The 22,907-nt window shown below is 37.0% G+C and carries 21 protein-coding genes and 1 tRNA gene; 5 read left to right on the top strand and 17 right to left on the bottom strand.

Going from position 1 to position 22,907, the window contains the following annotated elements; all coding sequences use genetic code 11:
- Window positions 1-20: 20 nt before the first annotated feature.
- The 3 genes from IGJ00_RS12630 to IGJ00_RS12640 all read right to left on the bottom strand — a co-directional run bounded on the left by IGJ00_RS12630 (window position 21) and on the right by IGJ00_RS12640 (window position 2,259).
- Complete coding sequence (locus IGJ00_RS12630; RefSeq protein ID WP_195273287.1) at window positions 21-812, bottom strand: MurR/RpiR family transcriptional regulator; 792 nt, start codon at window positions 810-812, stop codon at window positions 21-23.
- A 191-nt stretch (window positions 813-1,003) separates the two neighbouring features.
- Complete coding sequence (locus IGJ00_RS12635) at window positions 1,004-1,714, bottom strand: glucosamine-6-phosphate deaminase (RefSeq protein WP_438844500.1); 711 nt, start codon at window positions 1,712-1,714, stop codon at window positions 1,004-1,006.
- Window positions 1,715-2,186: 472 nt separating this feature from the next.
- Window positions 2,187-2,259: transfer RNA gene (locus IGJ00_RS12640), tRNA-Thr, on the bottom strand.
- A 121-nt stretch (window positions 2,260-2,380) separates the two neighbouring features.
- Between IGJ00_RS12640 and IGJ00_RS12645 the strand changes: the two genes are divergently transcribed.
- Complete coding sequence (locus IGJ00_RS12645; RefSeq protein WP_019723878.1) at window positions 2,381-2,623, top strand: hypothetical protein; 243 nt, start codon at window positions 2,381-2,383, stop codon at window positions 2,621-2,623.
- Window positions 2,624-2,722: 99 nt separating this feature from the next.
- Here IGJ00_RS12645 and upp read toward each other — a convergent pair whose 3' ends face one another.
- The 7 genes from upp to IGJ00_RS12680 all read right to left on the bottom strand — a co-directional run bounded on the left by upp (window position 2,723) and on the right by IGJ00_RS12680 (window position 9,867).
- Entirely contained in the window at window positions 2,723-3,352 is a 630-nt protein-coding gene (gene upp / locus IGJ00_RS12650; protein WP_010736621.1) for a uracil phosphoribosyltransferase, read from the bottom strand.
- 216 nt (window positions 3,353-3,568) lie between these two features.
- Window positions 3,569-4,510, bottom strand: a complete 942-nt coding sequence (locus tag IGJ00_RS12655; RefSeq protein ID WP_074799420.1) for an alpha/beta hydrolase — start codon at window positions 4,508-4,510, stop codon at window positions 3,569-3,571.
- 215 nt (window positions 4,511-4,725) lie between these two features.
- Window positions 4,726-5,970 (bottom strand): serine hydroxymethyltransferase, encoded by a 1,245-nt coding sequence (gene glyA, locus IGJ00_RS12660; RefSeq protein ID WP_074799419.1) that lies wholly within the window; start codon window positions 5,968-5,970, stop codon window positions 4,726-4,728.
- A gap of 189 nt (window positions 5,971-6,159) precedes the next feature.
- Window positions 6,160-7,185 (bottom strand): L-threonylcarbamoyladenylate synthase, encoded by a 1,026-nt coding sequence (locus tag IGJ00_RS12665; RefSeq protein WP_272018012.1) that lies wholly within the window; start codon window positions 7,183-7,185, stop codon window positions 6,160-6,162.
- 192 nt (window positions 7,186-7,377) lie between these two features.
- Window positions 7,378-8,214, bottom strand: coding sequence for a peptide chain release factor N(5)-glutamine methyltransferase (gene prmC / locus IGJ00_RS12670; protein WP_438844501.1), 837 nt, complete (start codon window positions 8,212-8,214; stop codon window positions 7,378-7,380).
- Window positions 8,207-9,280 carry a peptide chain release factor 1 gene (gene prfA / locus IGJ00_RS12675; RefSeq protein WP_074799416.1) on the bottom strand — a complete coding sequence of 358 codons (1,074 nt, stop codon included), beginning with the start codon at window positions 9,278-9,280 and terminating at the stop codon, window positions 8,207-8,209. The genes prmC and prfA overlap by 8 nt, the downstream gene beginning before the upstream one ends.
- 2 nt (window positions 9,281-9,282) lie before the next feature.
- Window positions 9,283-9,867, bottom strand: a complete 585-nt coding sequence (locus IGJ00_RS12680; RefSeq protein WP_010736627.1) for a thymidine kinase — start codon at window positions 9,865-9,867, stop codon at window positions 9,283-9,285.
- 178 nt (window positions 9,868-10,045) lie between these two features.
- Between IGJ00_RS12680 and IGJ00_RS12685 the strand changes: the two genes are divergently transcribed.
- Window positions 10,046-10,645: a class I SAM-dependent methyltransferase gene (locus IGJ00_RS12685; protein WP_115358221.1), complete on the top strand. Its 600-nt coding sequence runs from the start codon at window positions 10,046-10,048 to the stop codon at window positions 10,643-10,645.
- 123 nt (window positions 10,646-10,768) lie between these two features.
- On the opposite strand, the gene IGJ00_RS12690 is transcribed toward IGJ00_RS12685, so the two are convergent.
- The 4 genes from IGJ00_RS12690 to IGJ00_RS12705 form a co-directional block, all read right to left on the bottom strand.
- Window positions 10,769-11,734: a peptidylprolyl isomerase gene (locus IGJ00_RS12690; protein WP_071866886.1), complete on the bottom strand. Its 966-nt coding sequence runs from the start codon at window positions 11,732-11,734 to the stop codon at window positions 10,769-10,771.
- 235 nt (window positions 11,735-11,969) lie between these two features.
- On the bottom strand, window positions 11,970-12,539 hold the full coding sequence (gene lepB, locus IGJ00_RS12695; protein ID WP_010736630.1) for a signal peptidase I: 570 nt from the start codon (window positions 12,537-12,539) through the stop codon (window positions 11,970-11,972).
- Window positions 12,540-12,744: 205 nt separating this feature from the next.
- Window positions 12,745-13,524, bottom strand: coding sequence for a DUF6681 family protein (locus IGJ00_RS12700; RefSeq protein ID WP_086335124.1), 780 nt, complete (start codon window positions 13,522-13,524; stop codon window positions 12,745-12,747).
- Window positions 13,521-13,994 (bottom strand): hypothetical protein, encoded by a 474-nt coding sequence (locus IGJ00_RS12705; RefSeq protein WP_438844502.1) that lies wholly within the window; start codon window positions 13,992-13,994, stop codon window positions 13,521-13,523. Before IGJ00_RS12705 ends, IGJ00_RS12700 begins: the two co-directional genes overlap by 4 nt.
- 360 nt (window positions 13,995-14,354) lie before the next feature.
- Between IGJ00_RS12705 and IGJ00_RS12710 the strand changes: the two genes are divergently transcribed.
- The 3 genes from IGJ00_RS12710 to IGJ00_RS12720 all read left to right on the top strand — a co-directional run bounded on the left by IGJ00_RS12710 (window position 14,355) and on the right by IGJ00_RS12720 (window position 18,001).
- The gene (locus tag IGJ00_RS12710) at window positions 14,355-15,755 is read left to right on the top strand and encodes a TrkH family potassium uptake protein (RefSeq protein ID WP_066025797.1); all 1,401 of its coding nucleotides are present in this window, start codon (window positions 14,355-14,357) and stop codon (window positions 15,753-15,755) included.
- Window positions 15,756-15,954: 199 nt separating this feature from the next.
- A complete protein-coding gene (locus IGJ00_RS12715) occupies window positions 15,955-17,307 on the top strand; it encodes a MurT ligase domain-containing protein (RefSeq protein ID WP_438844503.1) in 1,353 nt (450 codons plus the stop codon).
- Window positions 17,300-18,001, top strand: coding sequence for a type 1 glutamine amidotransferase (locus IGJ00_RS12720; protein ID WP_010736635.1), 702 nt, complete (start codon window positions 17,300-17,302; stop codon window positions 17,999-18,001). Before IGJ00_RS12715 ends, IGJ00_RS12720 begins: the two co-directional genes overlap by 8 nt.
- A 102-nt stretch (window positions 18,002-18,103) precedes the next feature.
- Here the strand turns inward: IGJ00_RS12720 and IGJ00_RS12725 are convergent, their stop codons facing one another.
- From IGJ00_RS12725 to IGJ00_RS12735, 3 genes are all read right to left on the bottom strand, one after another.
- A complete protein-coding gene (locus IGJ00_RS12725; protein WP_086335126.1) occupies window positions 18,104-20,689 on the bottom strand; it encodes a TrlF family AAA-like ATPase in 2,586 nt (861 codons plus the stop codon).
- A 611-nt stretch (window positions 20,690-21,300) separates the two neighbouring features.
- Window positions 21,301-22,452: a mannitol-1-phosphate 5-dehydrogenase gene (locus IGJ00_RS12730; protein WP_071866882.1), complete on the bottom strand. Its 1,152-nt coding sequence runs from the start codon at window positions 22,450-22,452 to the stop codon at window positions 21,301-21,303.
- 13 nt (window positions 22,453-22,465) lie between these two features.
- Window positions 22,466-22,903 (bottom strand): PTS sugar transporter subunit IIA, encoded by a 438-nt coding sequence (locus tag IGJ00_RS12735; RefSeq protein ID WP_019723779.1) that lies wholly within the window; start codon window positions 22,901-22,903, stop codon window positions 22,466-22,468.
- Window positions 22,904-22,907 lie beyond the last annotated feature (4 nt).

The raw sequence follows: 22,907 nt of genomic DNA on the forward strand, positions 1-22,907 counted from the left end.
TATCCATGTAGAATGGGCATTCATAAATTAGAATCTCCATTCTGAGAAGTGACTTGTTTCGCATAATGGATCATCAAAATATCTAACAAGATATCCATTGAAACTCTTGGACTCAAATCAATATTCTGATGATAGATCGTCAACATTTCTGCAATAAATGCGACCGTCGACAATTCTTCTAAAGAACTTGTCGGTTGACCAATAAAAGACAGCAGAGGAACATTTCGTTCCTTTAATCGTTTGGCATAATCGAGCATCCCTAATGTTTCCCCACTATGACTGATAAAAATAGCGAGGTCGTCTTTTTTTAGCTGTTTACTCACTGCCCGCAACTCATCCCAATCGGTCGAATGACCCACATTTTTTCCAAGAAAATGTAATTTACGATTGAGAGAAACCGCGACCGGTATACTTTGCCCTACAGCAAACAATTCAATACGCTGTGCTTCTTTAATCATATTGACTGCGCGATCGATTTGTTTCGGCTCGATTTTTTCTAACGTCTCCGTAAACTGACGAAGGATTTCATTGATCAATGGTTTGAATTCATCCGATACATCAGTGGGATCACTCGTTTCTTCTAACGACCGATAACTTTTAAGGGCAAACTTAAATTCTTGAAATCCTTTGAAGCCGAGTTTTTTCGCCATTCGAGTGATGGTCGATTGGCTGGTAAATGTTTCACTCGCTAATTCTTCGGCTGTCATGGAGGAAACTTTTCTTGATTGATGCAAACAATAATCTAAGATATTTTTTTCCACTTGATTTAATTCAGAAAATTTATATTGGATTCTCTTATAGAATTGATTCATCTCTTTCTCCTATTCTGGCAATTTTTCGCCAATGAACAATATGGTCTGTTTTCTTATCTATTCTACCGGAGAACGCGATGAAAAACGAGTCTACAGATAAATTCAGACATACAAAAAAATCCACAAAAATCGGTAATATGATTTTCGTGGATTCTGTGTTGTTCTTTGAAACAATCCATTGATATGACTATTTATTTTAATAATTTTGCAGCTGCTTCATCTAAAATCACCGTGATATTGGGATGAGTCATCAAGATCGATGCAGGAATCTCCTCTGTTACTGGTCCTTCGATCACTTGTTTGATGATCTCTGCTTTATGCTCCCCGTTAACGATCAATACTAACTGTTTCGCTGCCATGACCGTCTTTGGTCCAAATGTCACAAAGTAATCACCAGGTTCTTCTCCCAGATGTTCTTTTAACGATTCATACATCTGATCTCCTGGAATGACTGGAATACTATAAGTCTCCTTACTAAAATCCGTATATCCAGGCATGTTTCCACAAAAATGACCATCTTCCCCAAGCCCCATCAAGACTAGATCCAAGCCACCCGCTTGCGCAATTCGTTTATCCACATCTTGATAATTATCAATAGTCAGTTCATGGATATTCTCAGCAGCGACCCCTATAGGATCATAAAGGGCTTCTTTCAGTCCTGACATAGTCAGACCATACTGTTTGTCCTTTAATGCCACTTCATCAAAATTATAATAATGGATCATCGATGTATCCATCTGTAGTTTACTAAGCGTCTCCACCAAAATCTCGTAGGCCATCTTAGGCGAATTTCCTGTCGTCAAAGACAAATTCACTCGTTTTTTCTTCAACATTTTTTCCAAGACGATCCCCGCCGTTACTTTACTAAGCGTTTCATAACCCTTCGCAATCACTAAATCCATTGCTGTCCACTTCCTTTCAATCAATCATTTAGTTAAAGTGTAACAGTGTCAGGATGTTTTTGATAGCGTTTTCTTGTATGTGAAAAAAATTTCGAAATAGAAATACTAGTTACTTTTCTAACTTCCTTAGTAATTTCAAAGATTTCTCTTCCTTATAACACAAAAGAGTCTATCAAATAAATGACAGACTCTTTTGGTTAGCCGCACAGCAACTCTTCTTTATGATTATCTAAATTTTATCACTAAAAAAACTACTGTCAATAAATTGTCGTTTATTAATAATTCTAACCTAATTTCAAAAAAATAAAGAGCGTAAGTGATTATTTTCTATCCTAGTCCAATATCTACTTGTTACTTATTTTTCCATTTTTTAAAATCTCTGCCCACGTTTCTGCCCACGAAAACGAAAACTATTAAAAAAACACCGTCAATATCTCGGTATAAACCTTGATATGACGGCGTTTATCTAGTATGCCAGCTGCAGGGATCGAACCTGTGACCTACGCGTTACGAGTGCGTTGCTCTACCAACTGAGCTAAGCTGGCGTTTCCAAGAGAAATTATAGTCGTTATGTTAAGAAATGTAAAGGGGTAATGTGGAAGATTTTTCTACTTTCATGATTTTTTTCAAAAAATGTGCTATAATTATAGATGAAAGGCAGGTTTTATGAAAATGGCAACTTTTGGAAAATTTGAAACAAAGGTCGAACCGTCAGAATTTGGAGAAAAATTTACCACTGATACACATGTTACCTTTATGATTCACGGAAAAACGCAAACCGGAACGATTTCCAAGCAATTGAAAAACTCTGCTGTTGTTGCAATTGATGAAACTAATGAGAATGCCGATTTGATGACCCAAAGTAAAGGCGTCGTCATTATCAATTACAAAGATATGAGTAAGATTTAGTTTTTTCAACCATCCATCAAGTGGATGGTTTTTATTTTGGCTGAATGAAATAAAAAAAATCTGGGAAGACCCCAGATTTTTTTGTATAGCTCATTTTTCCTATTTAGTACCAAATAAACGGTCGCCGGCATCGCCTAGACCAGGAACGATATAGCCTTTGTCGTTTAATTTTTCATCTAATGAAGCAGTATAGATATCAATATCTGGATGTGCTTCTTGTAAGGCTTTAACACCTTCTGGAGCTGCAACAAGGCAAACAAATTTAATGTTTGAAGCGCCACGTGCTTTCAGAGCATCGATCGCCATGATCGCTGAGCCACCTGTCGCTAACATTGGATCAACTACGAATAATTGACGTGCGTCGATATCTTCCGGTAATTTAACGAAATACTCGTGCGGTGCCAATGTTTCTTCATCTCTGTATAATCCGATGTGGCCGACTTTAGCTGCTGGGATCAATTCTAAGATTCCGTCAACCATTCCAATACCTGCGCGCAAGATTGGGATAATGGCTACTTTTTTACCAGACAATGTTTTTTGTGTTGTTTCTGTGATCGGTGTTTCGATGACAATGTCTTCAAGTGGCATATCACGTGATACTTCATATGCCATCAGCATAGCGATTTCATCAACAACCTCACGGAAAACTTTTGTACCACAATTTTTGTCGCGAATAATCGTTAATTTGTGTTGGATCAATGGATGGTCGATTACTTGAAATTTGCCCATTTTTTTGTCTCCTTTTTCTCTCGTTTCTTTTTAATTGTAAAACAAAATCACTGACTTGACTAGTCTAACCCGTCATTTTCCTAAAGAAAATCAAAGAAATAAAAAAACAAAGCGGTGTTCTTTTTAAAATCAGCAAAAAATAACAAAAACGCCTGAAAATCAGACGTTTTTTGTTATTTTTCTAATTTATTAATGGATAAAGATGACAAAAAACAACTAGTTTTTTAGCCATTCTGTGGAAAGAGTCATTGCTGCTCGTGTCGCATTGGTTTGGTCCATCGCATTTACCATGATAAAATCATGGATGATCCCTTGGAAACGTACTTGCGTAACTTCCACACCAGCTTCACGAAGTTTTCTAGCATAGGCTTCTCCTTCATCTCTTAACACGTCCGCTTCACCAGTCAAAATCATTGCAGGCGGTAAACCTGTCAATTCTTCTTTACTTGCACGTAGAGGTGAAGCAGTGATTTCTGCTCGTTTCTTTTCATCTGTCGTATACTGATCCCAGAACCATTGCATCCCTTCTTTTGTTAAGAAGTAATTCTCTGCAAATTGGTTATAAGAATCTGTATCGAAATTTGCATCAGTTACAGGATAGTATAGTAATTGTTTTTTGATTGGTAATCCTTGACGTTGCTTTGTAAGGATCGTCATCACCGTTGCCATATTCCCACCTACGGAATCCCCAGCGACTGTCAAGTTTTCAAGATCCAAGCCTTTAGACTCAGAAAGCTCCGCAAGTTTTTGCAAAATCGCGTAGTTTTGCTCGATGGCAGTAGGATATTTTGCTTCTGGTGAACGACTATACTCAGGAAAAATCACGATCGAATTTGTACGAACAGCCAATTCCCGAATCAATTTGTCATGTGTTTTAGCACTACCAAATACCCAACCAGCACCATGTATATAAAAAATGACAGGTAATTTTTCTACATTTCCTTCAGGACGGATAAAACGCACATTGATTTGTCCCCAATCATTGGTATCCATTTTCAAATCCTCGATATCCACAGGTAATTTTTCCACAGAAGAACTTTGAACTTCTTCTAGAAGATCACGCCCTTCTTCCGGAGGTAATTCATAGATACGCGGGTGCGGTGCATTAGCATCACTAAACTCAATTGCTTCTTTTTCTAATGAAATTCGATCAGTCATACGGATTCCTCCCTAAATTGAATGCAACAAATAAAATTACACCTCATATACTAGAGAGCAACCAGACAAAAGTCAAAAAATCAGATTGAAAGAGGTTGTGAAAGAAGCGCTTTGACCTGAGCAGTAAGACAGAAAAAAGGTGAGCCAATCGAACATCTGCATGTTTGATCGACTCTCCTTTTCTGATTTCTAACATCTTTATTGTTTGATACGATTTATTTTTTATATAAAGGGAATTTTTCTGTTAATTCACGGACGCCTGCACGCACTTCTTCTAATTGAGCTTCGTCATCTTTTGCTTGTAGGGCTTTGACGATCAGTTCAGCGACTTTTGCCGCATCTTCTTCGCGGAAGCCACGGGTCGTGATTGCTGGTGTCCCGATACGGATACCGCTTGTTTTGAATGGGCTTAGTGTTTCAAAAGGAATCGAGTTTTTATTGACGGTGATATGAACACTGTCCAAAATCGCTTCTGCTTCTTTTCCGTTCAATTCTAAGTCACGTACATCGATCAAAATCAAATGGTTATCTGTTGCACCTGAAATCACTCGGGTACCAATCGATTGATTGAATACTTTTGCCATAGCTTTTGCATTGGCAATGACTTGTTCGCTATATTCCTTAAACTCAGGAGTCAATGCTTCTTTAAATGCAGCAGCTTTTCCGGCAATCACATGCTCCAAGGGGCCACCTTGGATGCCTGGGAAGACTGCGCTATTGATTTTTTTCGCCAGTTCTTCATTGTTCGTTAAGATCATCCCGCCACGAGGTCCTCGTAATGTTTTGTGAGTAGTAGTTGTTGTGATATCGGCATAAGGGATTGGGCTTGGATGAACACCCGCTGCAACTAAACCAGCAATGTGTGCCATATCGACCATCAATTTTGCCCCAACTTCATCCGCGATTTCTCTGAATTTTGCAAAATCGATCGTTCGACCATAGGCACTTGCTCCTGCTACGATCAGTTTTGGTTGATGTTTTCTCGCTAAGATGCGTACGACATTATAATCAATGACTTCTGTTGTCGGATCTACGCCATAAGCAACGAAGTGATACGTTTTTCCACTAAAATTGACTGGAGAGCCATGTGTCAAATGTCCGCCAGCAGAAAGATCCATTCCTAAGATCGTATCCCCCGGTTCAACTAACGCAAGATATGCAGCTGTATTGGCTTGTGATCCAGAGTGTGGTTGAACATTGACAAAATCGGCACCAAATAATTCTTTGGCACGATCGATCGCCAGATTTTCAACGATATCCACAAATTCACACCCACCATAATAGCGACGTCCTGGATACCCTTCTGCGTACTTATTCGTTAAAATACTTCCTTGTGCCGCCATCACAGCTTCAGAGACAAAGTTTTCAGAAGCGATCAGCTCCAGATTGTTTTCTTGTCTTTCCTCTTCTTTTGCGATTGCTGCCCATAAATCAGGGTCAAACGTTTTGTAGTCTACCACAAACAACAACTCCTTATTTATTTATGTGTCAACTTCTTTAAATTTCAAATGATTGTTCCGTTTATTTGTCTTTTTTTGATGTTGACCAAACATTACTAGCTAAGAATACGAACATTATTTCATAAATAGCTATTTTAGTTTGTTTCCTAGATTGTATCACAGAATGATTTTGCAGCAATCACTTCTGGATCATTTTTTATAATAATTTTGTCCTGCGGCTTTTTTCAACCGATTCATATACGCAATACCCAGACCTTCTTCGGGTGCAACTTGTACTAAAATCAAATCAAGAACTAATCGATCATCATCTAAGCCGCGTAACCCCGCAAACAACCCTTTCGTTGCTGCCTCTACTGAATCATCGTAATACATATACACCGCGGCGACATCCTTGCGTACTTGATCAGCAATTGTTGGTCCAGCTAAAACACCGGTACGTAGTTTTTGTTCTTTTGTCCAGATGATCGCCTCTGGCCAATCCGTTTTTTCAACCATCAGTACTCGAGTATCAGGTGAGTAATGTTTGTATTTCATCCCCGGAGATTTCGGTGTTTCAGATTCTTTGACCAAATGGCGGTCTGTCGCCACTGGACTTTCAATGACAACTTCTAGTTGCTCTTTCGTGATTGCTCCTGGTCGTAAGATCATCGGCGGTGCAGATGGGTCACTCAGATCAAGTACCGTTGATTCCACACCGATCCTCGTCGCACCATCGTCAATGATTCCTGTGATTTTCCCCTTTAGATCATGAAAGACATGGTCTGCTGTTGTTGGACTCGGTTTACCTGAAGTGTTGGCACTTGGCCCGACAAGTGGTACACCTGCTAATTGGATTAATTCTAACGTTTTCTTGTTATCTGGCATGCGAAAAGCAGCTGTGGATAAACCACCAGTGACAATCCCTGGTAAACTACCTTTTTTGATGTGAAAAATCAAAGTCAGTGGTCCTGGCCAAAAGTTTTTCACAATTTGTTCTGTTAGTGGGTGAAAGTTGTCCACATACTCTTTTACTTGCTCGAAGGAGGCGACATGGACGATCAATGGGTTGTCTTGTGGTCGACCTTTCACTGTAAAGACCTGTTTGACAGCCTCTGGCAAAAGGGCATTAGCCCCTAATCCATAGACAGTTTCCGTTGGAAAAGCCACTAGATTCCCTACTGCTAATTCCTTCGCAGCTTCATTCAGTTGTGTTTCATCATATTTAATTGTTTCCACAGTCTATCCACATCCTCTTTTTTCAAAATCCTTGTTTCATTCCATTTCTTTCGGGAGTTATACACAATCTGTTGATAACTAGTTTGTCAATAGTGGATAAGTATGTTGATAACTAAAATATTCGTTTTCATCCTTATCAAATCAGTGTTTTTTTATTATAAAAAAACAGAAAAAAATTTTTTCATCCACAAACTAATTGGTAACAAAAATCATCCGATCATTGCCTGCCATATCTTTTTTGATCCGTACTTTTTTTGTGGGAAAGGCTTGCTCCATGATTGCTTTGACAGTTGCTCCTTGTTGGAAACCAATCTCTAAAAAAAGTTGTCCATCGCTAGCTAATAGTTGTGAAGCTTCCTTTGCGATTTTCTGATAGATCGCTAAACCATCTTCTTCAGCAAATAATGCCATTTTCGGTTCGTAGGTCCGTACGCTCTGATCCATCACCGACCATTCTGCTCGACTGATATATGGTGGATTAGAAATAATGACATCAAAGGTTTGATCCATGACAGGTTCCAACGTATCGCCATGATAAAAGTTGATCGTCGTTTGTTCATATTCTGCATTTTCCCTAGCAACAGCTAGTGCTTCTAAAGATAAATCAATTGCTGAGACCCGCCAATTTTTTCTAGCGGCTTTCAAGCTGATGGCGATTGCCCCTGTTCCTGTACCAATATCCACGACATTTAAAGTTTCTTCGCTTGTTTCTGCCAAACATAGTGCGACTAATTCTTCGGTTTCTGGCCGAGGAATCAAGGTTGCTTCCGTGACTTTCAAGCGGTGATCGAAAAATTCAGCATAACCTAATAAATAATGAGGCGGATAATGTTGTACTAGTCGTTGCATATCTGCATCGATCATGGCTTGATCCTCGGCTGTGATCGGTTCATTCATTCGCATGAGCCAATCCAGTTTCGTCCACTGCTTTCGTTCAAGAAAGACAAACTGGATATTATACCCTTCTACTCCTTGTTCTTCTAAAAAAGAAGAAGCCCGTGTGAGGACTTCTCGATAGGTTTTATCCATTTTGCATCTCTTCCAACTTAGATGTTTGGTCGTACACGATCAATGCGTCGACGATCTCATCTAGTTTTCCTGCTAGAATCTGATCCAATTTTTGGATCGTCAAGCCAATACGGTGGTCAGTTACGCGATTTTGAGGGAAGTTATACGTACGGATACGCTCTGAACGATCCCCAGTCCCTACCGCAGATTTACGGTTCGCATCATATTCGCTTTGTGCTTCTTGTTGGATCTTGTCGTAGACGCGCGCACGTAAGACTTTCATCGCTTTCTCACGGTTTTTCAATTGTGAACGTTCATCTTGCATCGCCACCACGATTCCAGTTGGTAAGTGAGTCAAACGTACCGCAGAAGCTGTCTTATTGACATGCTGTCCACCGGCTCCAGAAGCGTGGTAAATATCGACGCGGATATCCTTGTCAGCCAAATCGATCTCTACTTCTTCTGCTTCAGGCATGACAACGACGGTTGCTGTTGATGTATGGATACGTCCTTGAGATTCTGTCGAAGGGACACGTTGTACCCGATGTGCGCCACTTTCATATTTTAATTTCGAATAGACATTTTCGCCTGTGATCATCATGATGACTTCTTTATAGCCACCGATCCCTGTCACACTTGCTTCCAAGACTTCTGTCTTCCAACCTTGACCCTCTGCATATCGTTGATACATTGAGAAAAGATCCCCTGCAAATAGTGCAGCTTCGTCACCACCAGCGGCTCCGCGAATTTCCATGATGATATTTTTGTCATCGTTTGGATCTTTGGGAAGCAATAAAATCTTGATTTTTTCTTCTAGTTCTTCTTTTTCTTTTTTCAAATCAGCTAATTCTTCTTTAGCCATCTCTGCCATTTCGTCGTCTAACTTTTCGCCGAGTAATTCTTCTGTATCTTTGATTCCTTGAACAACTTCCTTGTAACGACGATAAACTTCGACCGTTTCACGTGTACTTGCTTCTTCTTTTGAAAGCTGCATGAAACGTTTCGTATCTGAAATCACTTCTGGGTCACTCAGTAGTTCCCCAAGCTCTTCGTAACGGTCTTCGATTGATTGTAATTGATCGTACATGCTTAATCTCCTTCTGTGATCATCAATGGATGAAAATAGTGTTTTCGACATACGGGATAATAGGCTTCATTGCCACCAATTTGGACTTGATCTCCTTCGTACACCGGTGTTCCGTCTATATAATGTAAATTCATCATTGCTTTTTTATGGCAGAACCAACAGATCGTTTTCATTTCTTCGATTTTGTCTGCATAAAGCAATAAATATTTCGATCCTTCAAATAATTCATTTCTAAAATCATTTTTTAATCCGAACGCCATCACCGGAATATTGAGTTCATCAACGATTCTCGTGAATGCTAAGACATGTTCTTTTGTTAAGAACTGCGCTTCATCGATCAATACACAGAATGGTGGATGTTCCATCTGCTGGATGACTTCAAATACATCGGTCGTTTCAAAAATGGGAATTGCTTCACGTTTCAGCCCGATTCTGCTTGAAACTACGCCAACACCATCTCTTGTATCGATTCCGCTGGTCATCAAAACAACCGGTTTGTTTTGTTCTTCATAATTATGTGCGACTTTTAAGATCTCGATTGTCTTGCCGCTGTTCATTGCGCCGTACTTAAAAAATAGTTGTGCCATGTCCTCATTCACCTTCCAGTTTGTTCCTATGGTATTATACTTGATTTTCAATCATTTTTACAGTGAGAATTTTCGAAGCGAGATTTCCTTAGTGAATATGCTGCTATTTTTGTTACAAAACAATAAACTACCCGCACTTCTTTTGGTATAATCGAATGAAAAATGAAGGAGGGCACTTATGTCCGAAATATTCCACCAAATGGCGAACCATTATGACACCCCCGAGCGAATCCAATTAGCAGCAACGATTCGTTCAGCTGTTGAAAAAGAATTTTCTGCACAGACTCATGACCAGAAATTGATCGATTACGGAGGGGGAACTGGTCTTGTCACGTTACCCTTTGCCTCACGTTTTAACGAAGTAATCATCATAGATTCAGCCGCAGGAATGCTGGCGATGGCTGATAAAAAAATCAAAGAAGCAAAACAAGCAAATGTACGAACACTTGAATTGGATGCTACAAGGGATTTGCCGGCAGAGAAAGCTGACATCATCTTACTATCTTTAGTCTTGTTGCATATTCCAGAAACGAAAGTCATTTTAAAACAACTTTCGCAAATGCTTCATCCAAGCGGAAAACTTTATATCGTTGACTTCGATAAGAACGAAAAGATCCAGCATCCAAAAGTCCATAATGGTTTTAACCACGAGGAGCTAAGAGAACAATTGAAGCTTGCTGGATTTAAACCACTCTCAATTGAAACATTCCATCACGGAAAAAACTTGTTCATGAAACAAGATGCTTCTTTGTTTTTGGCCATAGCAAACAAAGAATAAGCATTTTCTATTTCTATAAAAAAACCTTTCATAAATACGCAAAACCCGAGAATAAAAAAATTATTCTCGGGTTTTTGCTTATTTTAATTGAGTTCGTATTTGTTTAGTTCTTCCACTGATCAATTAGTTTGAACTATCTGTCGAAGTACTTGTCGAAGCTTCAGTTGAAGCATCGGTCGAACTTTCGCTTGTGGATGGTTCCGTCATCAAGCCACTTAGTACGTTTTTGAAATCTTCATCTTTGATTTTTACATTTGCTTTTTTCAATTCATTACGCACAGCTTCTTGTTGGAATGTTGGATCTGCTATTTTTGTCTCTGTTGCTATTTTTTCTAATTCATCTTTATATTTCGACATATCATTGCCTTTTTCTTGTTGTTTGACCATTTTCACAAGATAATATTCGGTTGCATTCGTAGAGGAATTAGTCGCTGTGATAACATCAGATACTTCCTCATTTTTAAGCTTGAACGCTGCTTGTTTGACTTCTGCTGGCACACTTGTAGATTGCGAGTCAAAGGTGATTTCTCCACCCTTTTCTTTTGTCGCTTCATCGGTTGATTTTTCTTTGGCGATTTTAGCAAAGTCGCCCCCTTCATCAAGTGACTTTTTAATTTCCTTGGCTTCATCTTCGCTACTTACTTTGATCAATTGTGCCTCTACTTCTGGATGGAAGTTTTCCCACGCTGTTTTAAGATCTTCATCCGTCAATTCGACATTCGCTCGTAAACCTGCTTTGTAAGCTAACCCTCTTTTTATTTCTTCTTTATAAGATTCAGTCGTATAGCCCGCTAATTTCAATTGCGAATCGAAAGAATCACCGAGTGCTTCTTTGCTAGCGTTGTATTCTTTATCTACATCTTCAGCTGAAATTTTATCGCCGTAATTTTCTTCAAAAATCTGGAAGATGATCAAATCTTGGACAGCGGTCTCCGCACCCTTGATTTTTTTCAGGTGGTCCACTAATTCCTGCTCTGAGATCGTACCACCTTTATACGTCACTGCAGCTTGATCTGACGGATTTGTTGAACATGCAGAAAACAAAACCAGTCCTGATGATACAGCTAATATTGAGATAAATTTTTTCATGCTGTCACTCCTATATATTTTAATAGTTATTTATATCTATGTGCCTTTCACTTTAGCCTTACTTTATGAACAAACTTTGAAAATAACGTAATTTTATAAAAAAATTATAATTGATCAGCTGTTGATGTAGTTTATATAACAAAAAAACCTCGAACATTCCAAACGAATGTTGAGGTTTTTTAGGGTATGTTTTTACTTTTTAGAGTTATATCATTACCACTTTACGTAGCATTGATTAAATGATATTGATCTTATTCAACGGCCAGTAACGGAAAACGACTTTGCCTTGGATCAAGTCTTCATCGACTAAACCAAACATGCGGCTGTCTTTTGAGATCAAACGATTGTCGCCCAGTACCAAGTATTGTCCCTCAGGAACAGTGAATTCAAAATCACTGGTGAACGTTTCAGCATTTTCAGCTTGCGATTGGAAGGCTGAATTATAAGAATATTCCTCTTGTAGTTTGTCTTCTGAAAATTCTTTTTTATACTCATCTAAGTAGGGTTCATCTTGCTTTTCCCCATTGATGTATAGTTGATCATCTTCCATTTTGACAGTATCCCCTGGCATCCCAATGATTCGTTTGACGATCATCCGTTCTTCATCCCCAGGTTCTTTTGTTGTAATGATATCCCAGCGATCAAAATCTGAGATTTTAGATGAGATCAAACGTTGTCCATCATGTAACGAAGGGTCCATGGAATGACCACTCACTGTGACTGGTGTGAATACATAGACTCTTGCCAAAATGATAGCGGCTAAAACAACGATCAAGATTCCCCAATTTTTTAAAAAGTTTTTCACTTTATACCTCCTATTAACCAAACATTTTTATGTTATTTTTTATTTATTTATTAGCTATTCTTTATTTTACATTTTTTATCGATTAAAAGAAAGAATAAGTGTCGGATCGTGTTGGGAATAATCCGTTTTTTTTAGAAATGTTTTTTTGAACTTCATGTATCTTTCATATTAGAGCGAAATAAATACTCGATGGAGAAGATTTATCCTACACTTTTGATTTTTTTCTTCGTTGGCTTCGACTATATGTCACTTCACCTTCTTGTTCTTTTGGTTGATTTTTCTTGATGATCAACTTCAAACGATAAGGTTCATGGTATCTAAGACCATCTTTGACAAAATCACCGCCTGCAAGGAATAAGCCTACGGGTTCAATATGATCTTCTGGCGAGTCGACCTTGATCGTCCCTACTTTTTCCATGCTGGAATAATTACGACCGATACTTAATTGATAAGTTTTGTCGGAGATTTTTTTCACATAATAGTACGGATAAAGTGTATTTCGATCAATCAAGAACCCGTCCATTCGACCAAGTTCATTGACCTTGATCTCCCCTTTTTCAATCAAATAGCGCATATTCTCTGCTAGTTTCAATTGGTAGTCTTCATCGAATAGAACATTGGCTTTTTCTGTATTGACTTTGTCGATATTGCCGTTGTTCCCGCGAACCGTTTCTCCTTCAATATTGAATGCTTCATCAGGTAGATATTTCACGATCACTTGGGTCACATCGGCTTTTGAATTTTTATCAAAAAAGTAATAAAACACATTTAGAACAGTGAAATATAAAAGAACTAAAAAGCCTAATCCGTATAAAAAGAATTGTAAATAGTTTTGATTTTGCCATAATCCATAAACAATCCGTAAAAGGTAAACGGTCGGAATCACACTTAATATAGTATAGCCTCGGTTCAAATATTTAGGACTGATATCTAAATATCCTAAAAACTTGTGTATCCCATTGATGATATCTAATATAAATGTCATTCTTCATCACCTGCCTGTTGATTATACATCTGTGTTTCAGCGGATTGCTCTGCAGGTGTATTATTTTCATTTAGATTGCCTTCACTTGGCGTAGAAGTACTTGGCGTTGTATTAGGCGTCGTACTGCTTGGTGTAGTGGCACTTGGCGTCGTACTTGAACCGCTGTCGTCCCCTTGATTTTGACTAGTCGAATCGGTCGTATATCCTGTATTCCCTTCATCCACGGAACTTTCTGGTATTGAGTTTTGGTTGTATGTAGAATTGGTTGTGTCTTGTTCTACAGTCGTTGGTGTTGTTTCTACCGTGTCATTCGTTTGCCCTGTTCCTTCATTGGTAGAAGTCGTCGTAGTCTCTGTGGAACGACTTGGTGCACGATAGCTAGAACTATTAACAATGCCTGTTGTGGTAGCAACAATCGTCGAAATCGTCAATACAGCGATTGGCTTTAATATAGGTGCTACTTTTCGCATATTCTCTCATCCTTTTCCTTGTTGCCGCTTGAAGTCTTGATCCGTTTGGCAAAAATTGGTTTTTCTCACACGTATTCTTTAGTTTTACCATAAATTTCTTATTTTTTTCTTATTTTTTCATGAAACTTTTGTGTAGATTTACTCGAATGTTGTTTTAGTCGTAATCAGACAGACTATGACTGGTTGATACACTTCATTTTATCATGGATCTCCCTCCAAGTTCTTTCGCAAAGTCATCTTTATTATAAGACACTTTTCCAATAACTAAAATCCTAGTAAATTTTAGTTTTATTATTTCTTTGTGTATTTATTTTATTGTCGGTATACTGGAAGAAACATCTAACAAGGAGGATCGAATTTGTGCAATTGAATCTTTTTTTTCGGAAATGGCGAAGGCGTAGTGCAAGATATGCTTCTAGTCACTTTTCTTCTATTCAAATTATCGTATTTTATTATATTTTAATGACTATGATTTCTTTGGGCTTGTTTTACATCCCATTTTTCCGAAATCCGGGTAGTCATGCTTCATTTATTGACATGCTTTTTATGGCGATCAGTACGATCAGTGTCACTGGTCTTTCGACATTTGACATCCACGCGATTTTTAATAACAATGGCATTATTTTACTCGAAGTGTTGTTTCAAGTGGGTGGTTTAGGGATCATGATGATCTCAACGGCATTTATTATCTTTTCTAAGCGACGGATCACCTTACGTCAAAGACAATTGATCATGACAGATATGAACCAACCACGTTTATCTGGTATCGTTCGTTTGATTCGGATCACTTTTGTCATATTGCTCTGGTTCCAATTGCTATTTGGTGCCTTGTTCTCCGTTTATTTCTATATTCGCGGCTATTTCGATCATTGGCACGAAGCCGTTTTCCATGGATTTTATCAAGCTATTTCCGCGGTCACAAATTCGGGATTCGATATTACTGGTGAGTCGATCAAGCCATTTGAACATGACTATCCTTTTTTATTTATGATCATGTTCCTGATTTTCATTGGTGGAATCGGTTTTCCGGTATTGATGGAGTTTCGAGAATGGCGCTTGTATCGAAAAACGAAAGCCAAGATTCCTTTTCGGTTCTCTTTGTTTACAAAACTCGCCGTCCTCGCCTTTGTCATTTTATTTGTAAGCGGAACTGTCTTGATTTTTCTACTTGAAAAAAATCACCTGTTCAAAGATCTCCATCCTAGTGTCCAGTGGATCAATTCAATGTTTTATTCTATGACAACTCGTAATGCGGGTTTACAGATCCATGATCTAGGAGATTTTCAAATCACCACCTTGATCGTCTTTTCCTTATTGATGTTCATTGGTTGTAGTCCGAGTTCTGTCGGTGGTGGTATCCGAACCACGACTGTGGCGATCATTGGTCTTTATCTTTACTCATTTTTGAAAAGTGAAGATAACATTAATATTTTTGGTCGTCGAATCGACGAAGATGATGTCCGAAAATCAGTAGTCGTTTTTATGCTCTCCTTAGGGATGTGCTTCTTCTGTATTCTTTTTCTATCTGCCACGGAGAAACAACCATTGATCTCGATTATCGTGGAAGTGACTTCTGCTTTTGGTACAACGGGGTTATCGCTAGGAATTACCGGTGATCTATCAACAGTCGGTAAAATCACGATTGGTGCTTTGATGTTTATTGGACGTATTGGGATGTTGTATACATTAATGTTATTTGTGCCAAAAGAAACACGAGATTTAGGTTATGAATATCCTACAGAGAAAATCATTATCGGGTAAGACAGTCTATCGTTACCTAAAAAAACCGATATGTGAGAAGCAAGGAAGCGATCGTTTTTCGTTTTCTTGCTTCTTTCTTTTTTGTTTTGCGAACAGTATAAACTTTTGTAAAATAAGACAAAGCAATTTAACCTTTTTTTCAACATATGGTATGATTAGTTGAATTTATTTGTAATTATGACGTTTTGGAGGTTACATAATGGGAATACGCAGTCAATTTGCGATTGCAGTTGGTAAAACCGCACAATGGGGACTAAAAACCTTTTTTAAAGGAGGATCAAGTTTACCAGGTAAACTTGCTTTATCGATCGATCCTCATATTTTAGATACATTAGCAAAAGACTATCAAGTCGTCGTCGTAACTGGAACAAATGGAAAAACATTGACGACCGCTTTGACCGTCAATATCTTACGACAACAATTTGATGAAGTCTTGACGAACCCTACTGGCGCAAACATGGTCCAAGGAATCGTTTCGACTTTTTTACAAGCAAAAGCCGGAAAAGGCCAAAAGAAATTTGCGGTATTAGAAATCGATGAAGCCAGTCTAAGCAGAGTGACTGAATACATCAAACCTGAACTATTTTTATTTACAAACATTTTCCGTGACCAAATGGACCGTTACGGGGAAATCTATACCACTTATAAAATGATCGTGGATGGTGCCGCAAAATCACCAAATGCTACGATTATCAGTAATGGCGATTCACCGATCTTCAATTCAGTTGAGACCGTCAACCCTAGAAGATATTATGGATTTGATCACGAAGAAGAGCATGAACAGATGGCCCACTACAATACAGATGGCGTGTTGTGTCCGAAATGTCATCACATCTTGCACTACAAAATGATCACTTATGCAAACTTAGGTAAATACTATTGTCCAAATTGTGACTTTAAACGTCCAGAACTGGATTATCGTTTGACAGAAATGAAACGAATGGACAACAAATCAGCTGATTTCGTCATCGATGGTAATGAATATGGTATCGAAGTTGGTGGCATGTACAATGTCTATAATGCTTTAGCAGCTACAGCAGTGGCTGAATATTATGGTGTCGTTCCTGAAAAAATCAGACAAGGCTTAGGCTATGACGAAAAAGTATTCGGCCGTCAAGAAGTTATTGAGATCGATGGTAAGTCTTGTACACTAGTTCTTGTCAAAAATCCTGTAGGGATCAACCAAGTCATTGACATGATGGGCCATGCACCTTATCCATTTTCACTAGTCGCCCTATTAAATGCGAACTACGCAGATGGGATCGATGTGAGCTGGATCTGGGACGGAGAATTTGAACGTTTTGCAGACATGGAGATCCCCGCTGTGATTGCTGGAGGCGATCGTCATACAGATATGGCACTACGTTTGAAAGTAGCAGGTATCGCTGAGGACAAATTGACACAATCAAAAGAATTGACTGAAGTCATTGAAAAAATCAAGCAACTACCGACAGATCATGTCTACATTTTAGCGACCTATACAGCTGTCTTACAATTACGAAAAGAATTAGCGAGTCAAGGCTTTATCAAAGGAGGCATGAATCGTGGCTAACTACGAATTACGCATTGCCCATCTCTATGGGAATCTGATGAATACTTATGGTGACAATGGCAACTTGTTGATGCTCCAATATATCGCCAAAAAAATGGGGGTCACTTCTCATACTGAGATCGTCAGCATCCATGAACCCTTTGAGGCAGATAAATATGACTTAGTTTTCTTTGGAGGTGGTCAAGATTTTGAACAAATGATCATTTCAAAAGACATTCAAGAAAAGAAAGAATCATTGACTAATTACATTGAAAATGATGGTGTCGTACTTGCGATTTGTGGCGGTTACCAACTACTTGGTCATTATTATATGGGCGCAAACGGTGAAAAAATCCAAGGAATCGGTGCGTTGGATCATTACACCTTAAGCCAAGAGAATAATCGCTTCATCGGTGACATCGTGATCCACAACGAAGAGTTCAACGAAACCTATTATGGATTTGAAAATCATAATGGTCGCACATTTCTTGGCGAAGGCGAACGCCCGCTGGGAAAAATCGTCAAAGGTCAAGGAAACAATGGGGAAGATCAATCAGAAGGTGTCATTTACCGCAACGTTTACGGCTCCTATTTCCATGGTCCGATCTTAGCACGTAATGAACATTTAGCGGAGCGTCTCGTTCGCTTAGCATTAGAGAAACGTTATGGAAAAGAACTTGATCTACCAACAGTTGCAGCGGCACCGATCAAATGATTGGTGTTGAACGTTCAACTGTAAAAAGATCGAATAAATAAAGAGGGAGTGCCAATAATTAACTTTTGCACTCCCTCTTTTAAATTTTGGACACTTTATTATTTAAAATTTTACATTATATTTTTTTTCTCGCTTTTCAAATGCTTCCATCCCCCCTTCTAAGATTTCAAATATGTGTTCCCTTATACCTTGTTTCTCTAGAACATAGTCGCTATCTTTTGTAAAATTATTTTCCAATCCACCGTTTATATAATCAAATTTTCTTGCATCTTTATTTTTAGAATTATTTGAATGTTGATTGGCTACAATTATATTCTCACAGTCAGAGCCAACCACAACATTAGGATTATGCGTGACAATTATTATTTGTCTTTTTTTCTTGGTCTCCTTTATATATTTTGTTAGCTCATTATATATAGCTCTGTTATCCAAGCTATCTTCTGGTTGATCAATCAAAACCGGTACCTTGCTCTCTGAGAATTCTAGAATTAACTTAAGAATTACAAAAGCTTTTTTTCCTGGTGACATTTGTTTAAATTCATCCTCTTGATAGATTATTTTAAAATCATATTTATAAAAATTATTTGAGTAGAAATTACGAATTAAGTCATTTTTCGTTTTATTATTATTAAATTTTAAAGTGTTATTATCAAATATTTTATCTACTTCGTTTTCGAAGTTAGATTGCAAATTATCTACAAATATATCTTTTGCGGAACCTTGCCCGTTGATATAGGTAAACTCTTCATAAAAATTCTTTTGTTTAAATTCTAAAGCCATTTTCAAATCATTCTCACAAATATTAAATTCTTTTTCCAGCTGATCTCTTGCTATCCTGTATTTCTTGTATTCTTTTATTATATTATCTTTAGAGTTATTAATTTCACTATCCAAAATTTTTTTGCTTTTTTCGTATTCTTTAATTGCCTCTAAGACTTTATTTTCATTATCTATTAAGTCGTTTAAATACTTTAACTCTACATTGCTTTGAGAAATTTTTAGTCCTTTCAAAAAAATTTCTCCTTCTTCTATTTGTTTAACTTTACATTCCGAAATCTTAATTGATTTTTCCAAAGAGTTCATAATTTGTGAAATCTTATAGTTGAATTTATCTATAAGTTCCTTATTAATTTCCATAGTAAATTTTGATAAATCTTCTTTTATTGCATCATCTAGTTTTACAATATCGCCTAAAATAATACTTTTCTGAATGGTTAGATTCTCAATTAGTGTTTTCTGTGCATTGCATATTCTTATTTCTAATTCTAAGTTTTCCTTTTCACTACTTTGTTGGCTAAATAACTCTTTTTCTTCTTGTGTAAAATTATTTTTACTTAATATCTCATCTCTATCAGTTTCATATTGTTTTATTCTTTTTTCAGTAATTCCTTTTTCTTCTTCTGGTTTTTGTAATTCTTTTAGTAATTCGATATCAGTAAAATATTTTGTTAATAAACTTTGAATTCTTAGATTTACGCTTTTACATTCGGTTTCATATTCTTCTATTTTGTTATCTAATTTTTTGGATGAAATGATTTTCTTAACTAGTTTATTTAGTCCTTCATTCTCATTAGCTAAATTAAACATATATTCTTGGGGAATATATTCAATTTTCCTATCATTATTTTCTTCCCCGTCTTTCCATATAATTTTAAAATTTTCGATATCTTCAAATGTATAGTTTTTATCAGATACATTTTCTCCTAATTTTTTGGCTATCGAATTTAATAACGTGGACTTCCCATTGGCTCTCCCGCCAATAATAGAGTTTAAATTTTCTGATAAATAGAGTTCTTTATTTTTAAATACAATTTTGTCTATAACCAATTCAAATTTTTCTAATTGAGGTTTCGCTATATCCAAGCATATTCTATCTTCTGGTTCAAATAAAATTTGCTTTAACCCTTCGAAACTTTTATCTGATTTTATCCATGAATACTTACTTCCAATATCTTCGAAAGAGTGAGCATCTGATGATTGTAGTAGAGGTTTTACATACTTAGCGTTATTTAACCAGTAATTTCTATCTTTATTTAAATTACCATGTCTGCAATTCGGATCAGTACATTTGCTTGGATCATTACAGCTTGAATGAATAATAAAATCTGAGTTTTTACATATATCTTCATATACACTCTGCCCTCTACTATCTGAACCACTTGTTGCACTCCCATGTCCCCTTGAAAGAAATCCAGTTAAATATTTGCCTTTTAAATCTGGGTTTCTCTGTAGTTTATCCTTTAGTTGATCAAATGAAATAACAGCATTTTTCTCAATTTCACTCTGTGTCAAAAGGTTGAACGCCTTATCTTTTGAACCAATAGATGCTTTTAATTCAGCTAACAAGTTTTTAATTATTTGATTTTCTAAATTATCATCAAAAATAACGTGGTAATCAAATACTTCATGTTTTCTATTTAAATTTGCAAGACGAACCTCTAAATTCATAAAAACTACTATACCTTTACTATTTAAAAATTTTTTTAATTCAAAATCATCTTCGGTGAAGTTAAAATAATTAGTTAGTCCTATGACTTCAATATTATTTTCTTTTAGTACTTCGAAATATTTTTGGAAATAATCCAATTTGTTCTCCTTATTGTACCCAAATCTATTATTTATAAATGTATGTAAAGAATGTACGTGTAAATCCCACTTTCTAAATTGAGACCCTCTAATTTTATCCATCTACTTTTCTTCCTCTCTATCACAAACCAAATATTTTTGTTTGCAGTTACACAATATTTTTTTCTTTATTTTATGGTATATACTGATTTAATAAAATTTACATGTTAATTATCAGTAAGCACAACCATTAAATAATTTACAAAACAACTTTTCTTATAAAAAACTCCTTTCTCTTTTTATTTTTTATCAAAATTACACTAACATATAATCTGTTCACACTTAAAAAAAAATAATAAAATGATGTTTTGGAATCATAAACGTATGCCTAAATTAATATTTTCATTATGTTTGAATACATTATTTTAAAAATTATAATAACGATATAAAAAATTAGGAAGTTGTTTTTATCATTAGTCATTTTTATACTCTAGAATACATAAACGAACTTCCATAATATCTTGGAATAAATATCTTAAAGAGGTAAAGATATCGGGAACTAATTTTATTCTATGTTACACATTTACAAAAAATGTAGATAAAATATCCTATGATTGTACATAAAAAAAGTGATTGTAATGAATATTTCTATCATTTCAATCACTTTTTTATTTGCATCTTTATTAAATATACTTTTATTTAGAATTAATACACCTAACCATCAATCAGCTCAATCAAGCCACTTGTTTCGCATAACGCATCACGTTTTGCTTGATGTTACTGATCGTTGTCGGATCATGGATACCTGTGACTTCTTGGATCAACTGATCCATATTTTCTCGCACTTTCATCTCTTGCAGTTCACGACTTTGCTCATCTTCAGGATCATAATAGTTGAAAATGATCCCCATCGTAGCTGTCAAATGTGGACAAGTCAAATTGTATTCTTGCAATTCCCGAACCGGACGAGTAAAGCGTTCTTGATAGCCTAACTTACGTAAAGGCGTTCGAGCTACCCGAGTGATGGCATCTGAGATATATTTATTTTGGAAACGTTGGATGATTTTCTCAATATAGGCTTCATGTTGTTTATTATCAAAGCCCCATTTTGCTTCCAGTAAGCTTCCTGTTTCTTGTAGCACTGATTTTAGTTGGGCAACGACTAATGAATCTTGCATTGCCTCATCGATCGTTGCATATCCTAATAATGCACCGGTGTAAGCTACAGTCGCATGCCCTGTGTTCACACTAAATAGTTTTCGTTCAATATATGGTTCCAAATCTTTGACGTATAGTACGCCATTTAACGAAATCTCTTTATTTTTTCGTTGCGTATCATCAATGACCCATTCTTTAAAAGGTTCCACTTGCACAAACAAAGGATCTTCATGTTGTTGCATCGGCACGATGCGATCCACTGCTGCATTCGGAAATCCGATCGATTGATCTGCAAAGCGAGTATCTGACAGATATTTATAGACTTCCATTTTTAGATGCTCAGAGCCACCAATCATATTTTCACAAGCGATGATGTCTAGCGGTTGCTGATTGCCCTCTTGTTCTCTTTGCTCGATCCCTTTTGCAATCAGTTCAGCAATAAATGGTAAAATATTGGGACCAATCGCTGTGGTCACAAGATCTGCTTGTGCTATTTCTTTGATCACTTGTTCAGGCTGTTTTTGGTTGTTCAATCCGCGAACGCGTTCAACGATAAGTTGTTTTTTCGATTCGTCAGCTAGTTCGATCGTATAACGTCCTTTTTCATTTAATGAATCGATGATCTGTTCGTTGACATCAACAAAAGTGATGTCAAACCCATTCTCAGCTAAAACTTCTCCAATAAATCCTCTGCCGATATTTCCGGCACCAAAGTGTACTGCTCTCATTCGTCTTCTCTCCTTAGGCAATTGCTAGATTGTGTGTGACTTCTTCTTTACTTAGTGCATCTGCTAACTGGACAACATTGTCCATGTCGCTACAATAAAGAGCGATTTGTTGCACTAATTGCAAATGTTCTTCACCTACGCCAGCGATACCAAACAAGACTGTCGCAATCTTCTCTTCTTGTTCAGTGCCGAAATTGACACCATCTGGCACTTGGATCACACAGATCCCTGATTTTTTTACGAATGCTTTGGCTTCATCTGTTCCATGAGGGATCGCGATAAAATTCCCCATATAAACGGATAACATCGCATCACGTTCCACCATTGCGTCAATGTAGGGTTCTTCGACACAACCGGCTTCCACTAATTTTCTTCCACAGTATCGGATGGCCTCTTCCTTTGTGGCAAAAGCCTTATTCAACTCGATCATATCAAATGCTAATTCAGACATTTTA

The sequence above is a fragment of the Enterococcus sp. AZ062 genome, assembly GCF_051715065.1.
GTDB lineage: Bacteria > Bacillota > Bacilli > Lactobacillales > Enterococcaceae > Enterococcus_B > Enterococcus_B mundtii.

What these genes read in the sequence shown, in the direction of transcription:
- IGJ00_RS12630 (WP_195273287.1), bottom strand. Translation starts at nt 812, where the DNA reads ATGAATCAATTCTATAAGAGAATCCAATATAAATTTTCTGAATTAAAT.
- IGJ00_RS12635 (WP_438844500.1), bottom strand. Translation starts at nt 1,714, where the DNA reads ATGGATTTAGTGATTGCGAAGGGTTATGAAACGCTTAGTAAAGTAACG.
- IGJ00_RS12645 (WP_019723878.1), top strand. Translation starts at nt 2,381, where the DNA reads ATGAAAATGGCAACTTTTGGAAAATTTGAAACAAAGGTCGAACCGTCA.
- upp (WP_010736621.1), bottom strand. Translation starts at nt 3,352, where the DNA reads ATGGGCAAATTTCAAGTAATCGACCATCCATTGATCCAACACAAATTA.
- IGJ00_RS12655 (WP_074799420.1), bottom strand. Translation starts at nt 4,510, where the DNA reads ATGACTGATCGAATTTCATTAGAAAAAGAAGCAATTGAGTTTAGTGAT.
- prmC (WP_438844501.1), bottom strand. Translation starts at nt 8,214, where the DNA reads ATGGATAAAACCTATCGAGAAGTCCTCACACGGGCTTCTTCTTTTTTA.
- prfA (WP_074799416.1), bottom strand. Translation starts at nt 9,280, where the DNA reads ATGTACGATCAATTACAATCAATCGAAGACCGTTACGAAGAGCTTGGG.
- IGJ00_RS12680 (WP_010736627.1), bottom strand. Translation starts at nt 9,867, where the DNA reads ATGGCACAACTATTTTTTAAGTACGGCGCAATGAACAGCGGCAAGACA.
- IGJ00_RS12685 (WP_115358221.1), top strand. Translation starts at nt 10,046, where the DNA reads ATGTCCGAAATATTCCACCAAATGGCGAACCATTATGACACCCCCGAG.
- IGJ00_RS12690 (WP_071866886.1), bottom strand. Translation starts at nt 11,734, where the DNA reads ATGAAAAAATTTATCTCAATATTAGCTGTATCATCAGGACTGGTTTTG.
- IGJ00_RS12700 (WP_086335124.1), bottom strand. Translation starts at nt 13,524, where the DNA reads ATGACATTTATATTAGATATCATCAATGGGATACACAAGTTTTTAGGA.
- IGJ00_RS12705 (WP_438844502.1), bottom strand. Translation starts at nt 13,994, where the DNA reads ATGCGAAAAGTAGCACCTATATTAAAGCCAATCGCTGTATTGACGATT.
- IGJ00_RS12715 (WP_438844503.1), top strand. Translation starts at nt 15,955, where the DNA reads ATGGGAATACGCAGTCAATTTGCGATTGCAGTTGGTAAAACCGCACAA.
- IGJ00_RS12725 (WP_086335126.1), bottom strand. Translation starts at nt 20,689, where the DNA reads ATGGATAAAATTAGAGGGTCTCAATTTAGAAAGTGGGATTTACACGTA.
- IGJ00_RS12730 (WP_071866882.1), bottom strand. Translation starts at nt 22,452, where the DNA reads ATGAGAGCAGTACACTTTGGTGCCGGAAATATCGGCAGAGGATTTATT.
- IGJ00_RS12735 (WP_019723779.1), bottom strand. Translation starts at nt 22,903, where the DNA reads ATGTCTGAATTAGCATTTGATATGATCGAGTTGAATAAGGCTTTTGCC.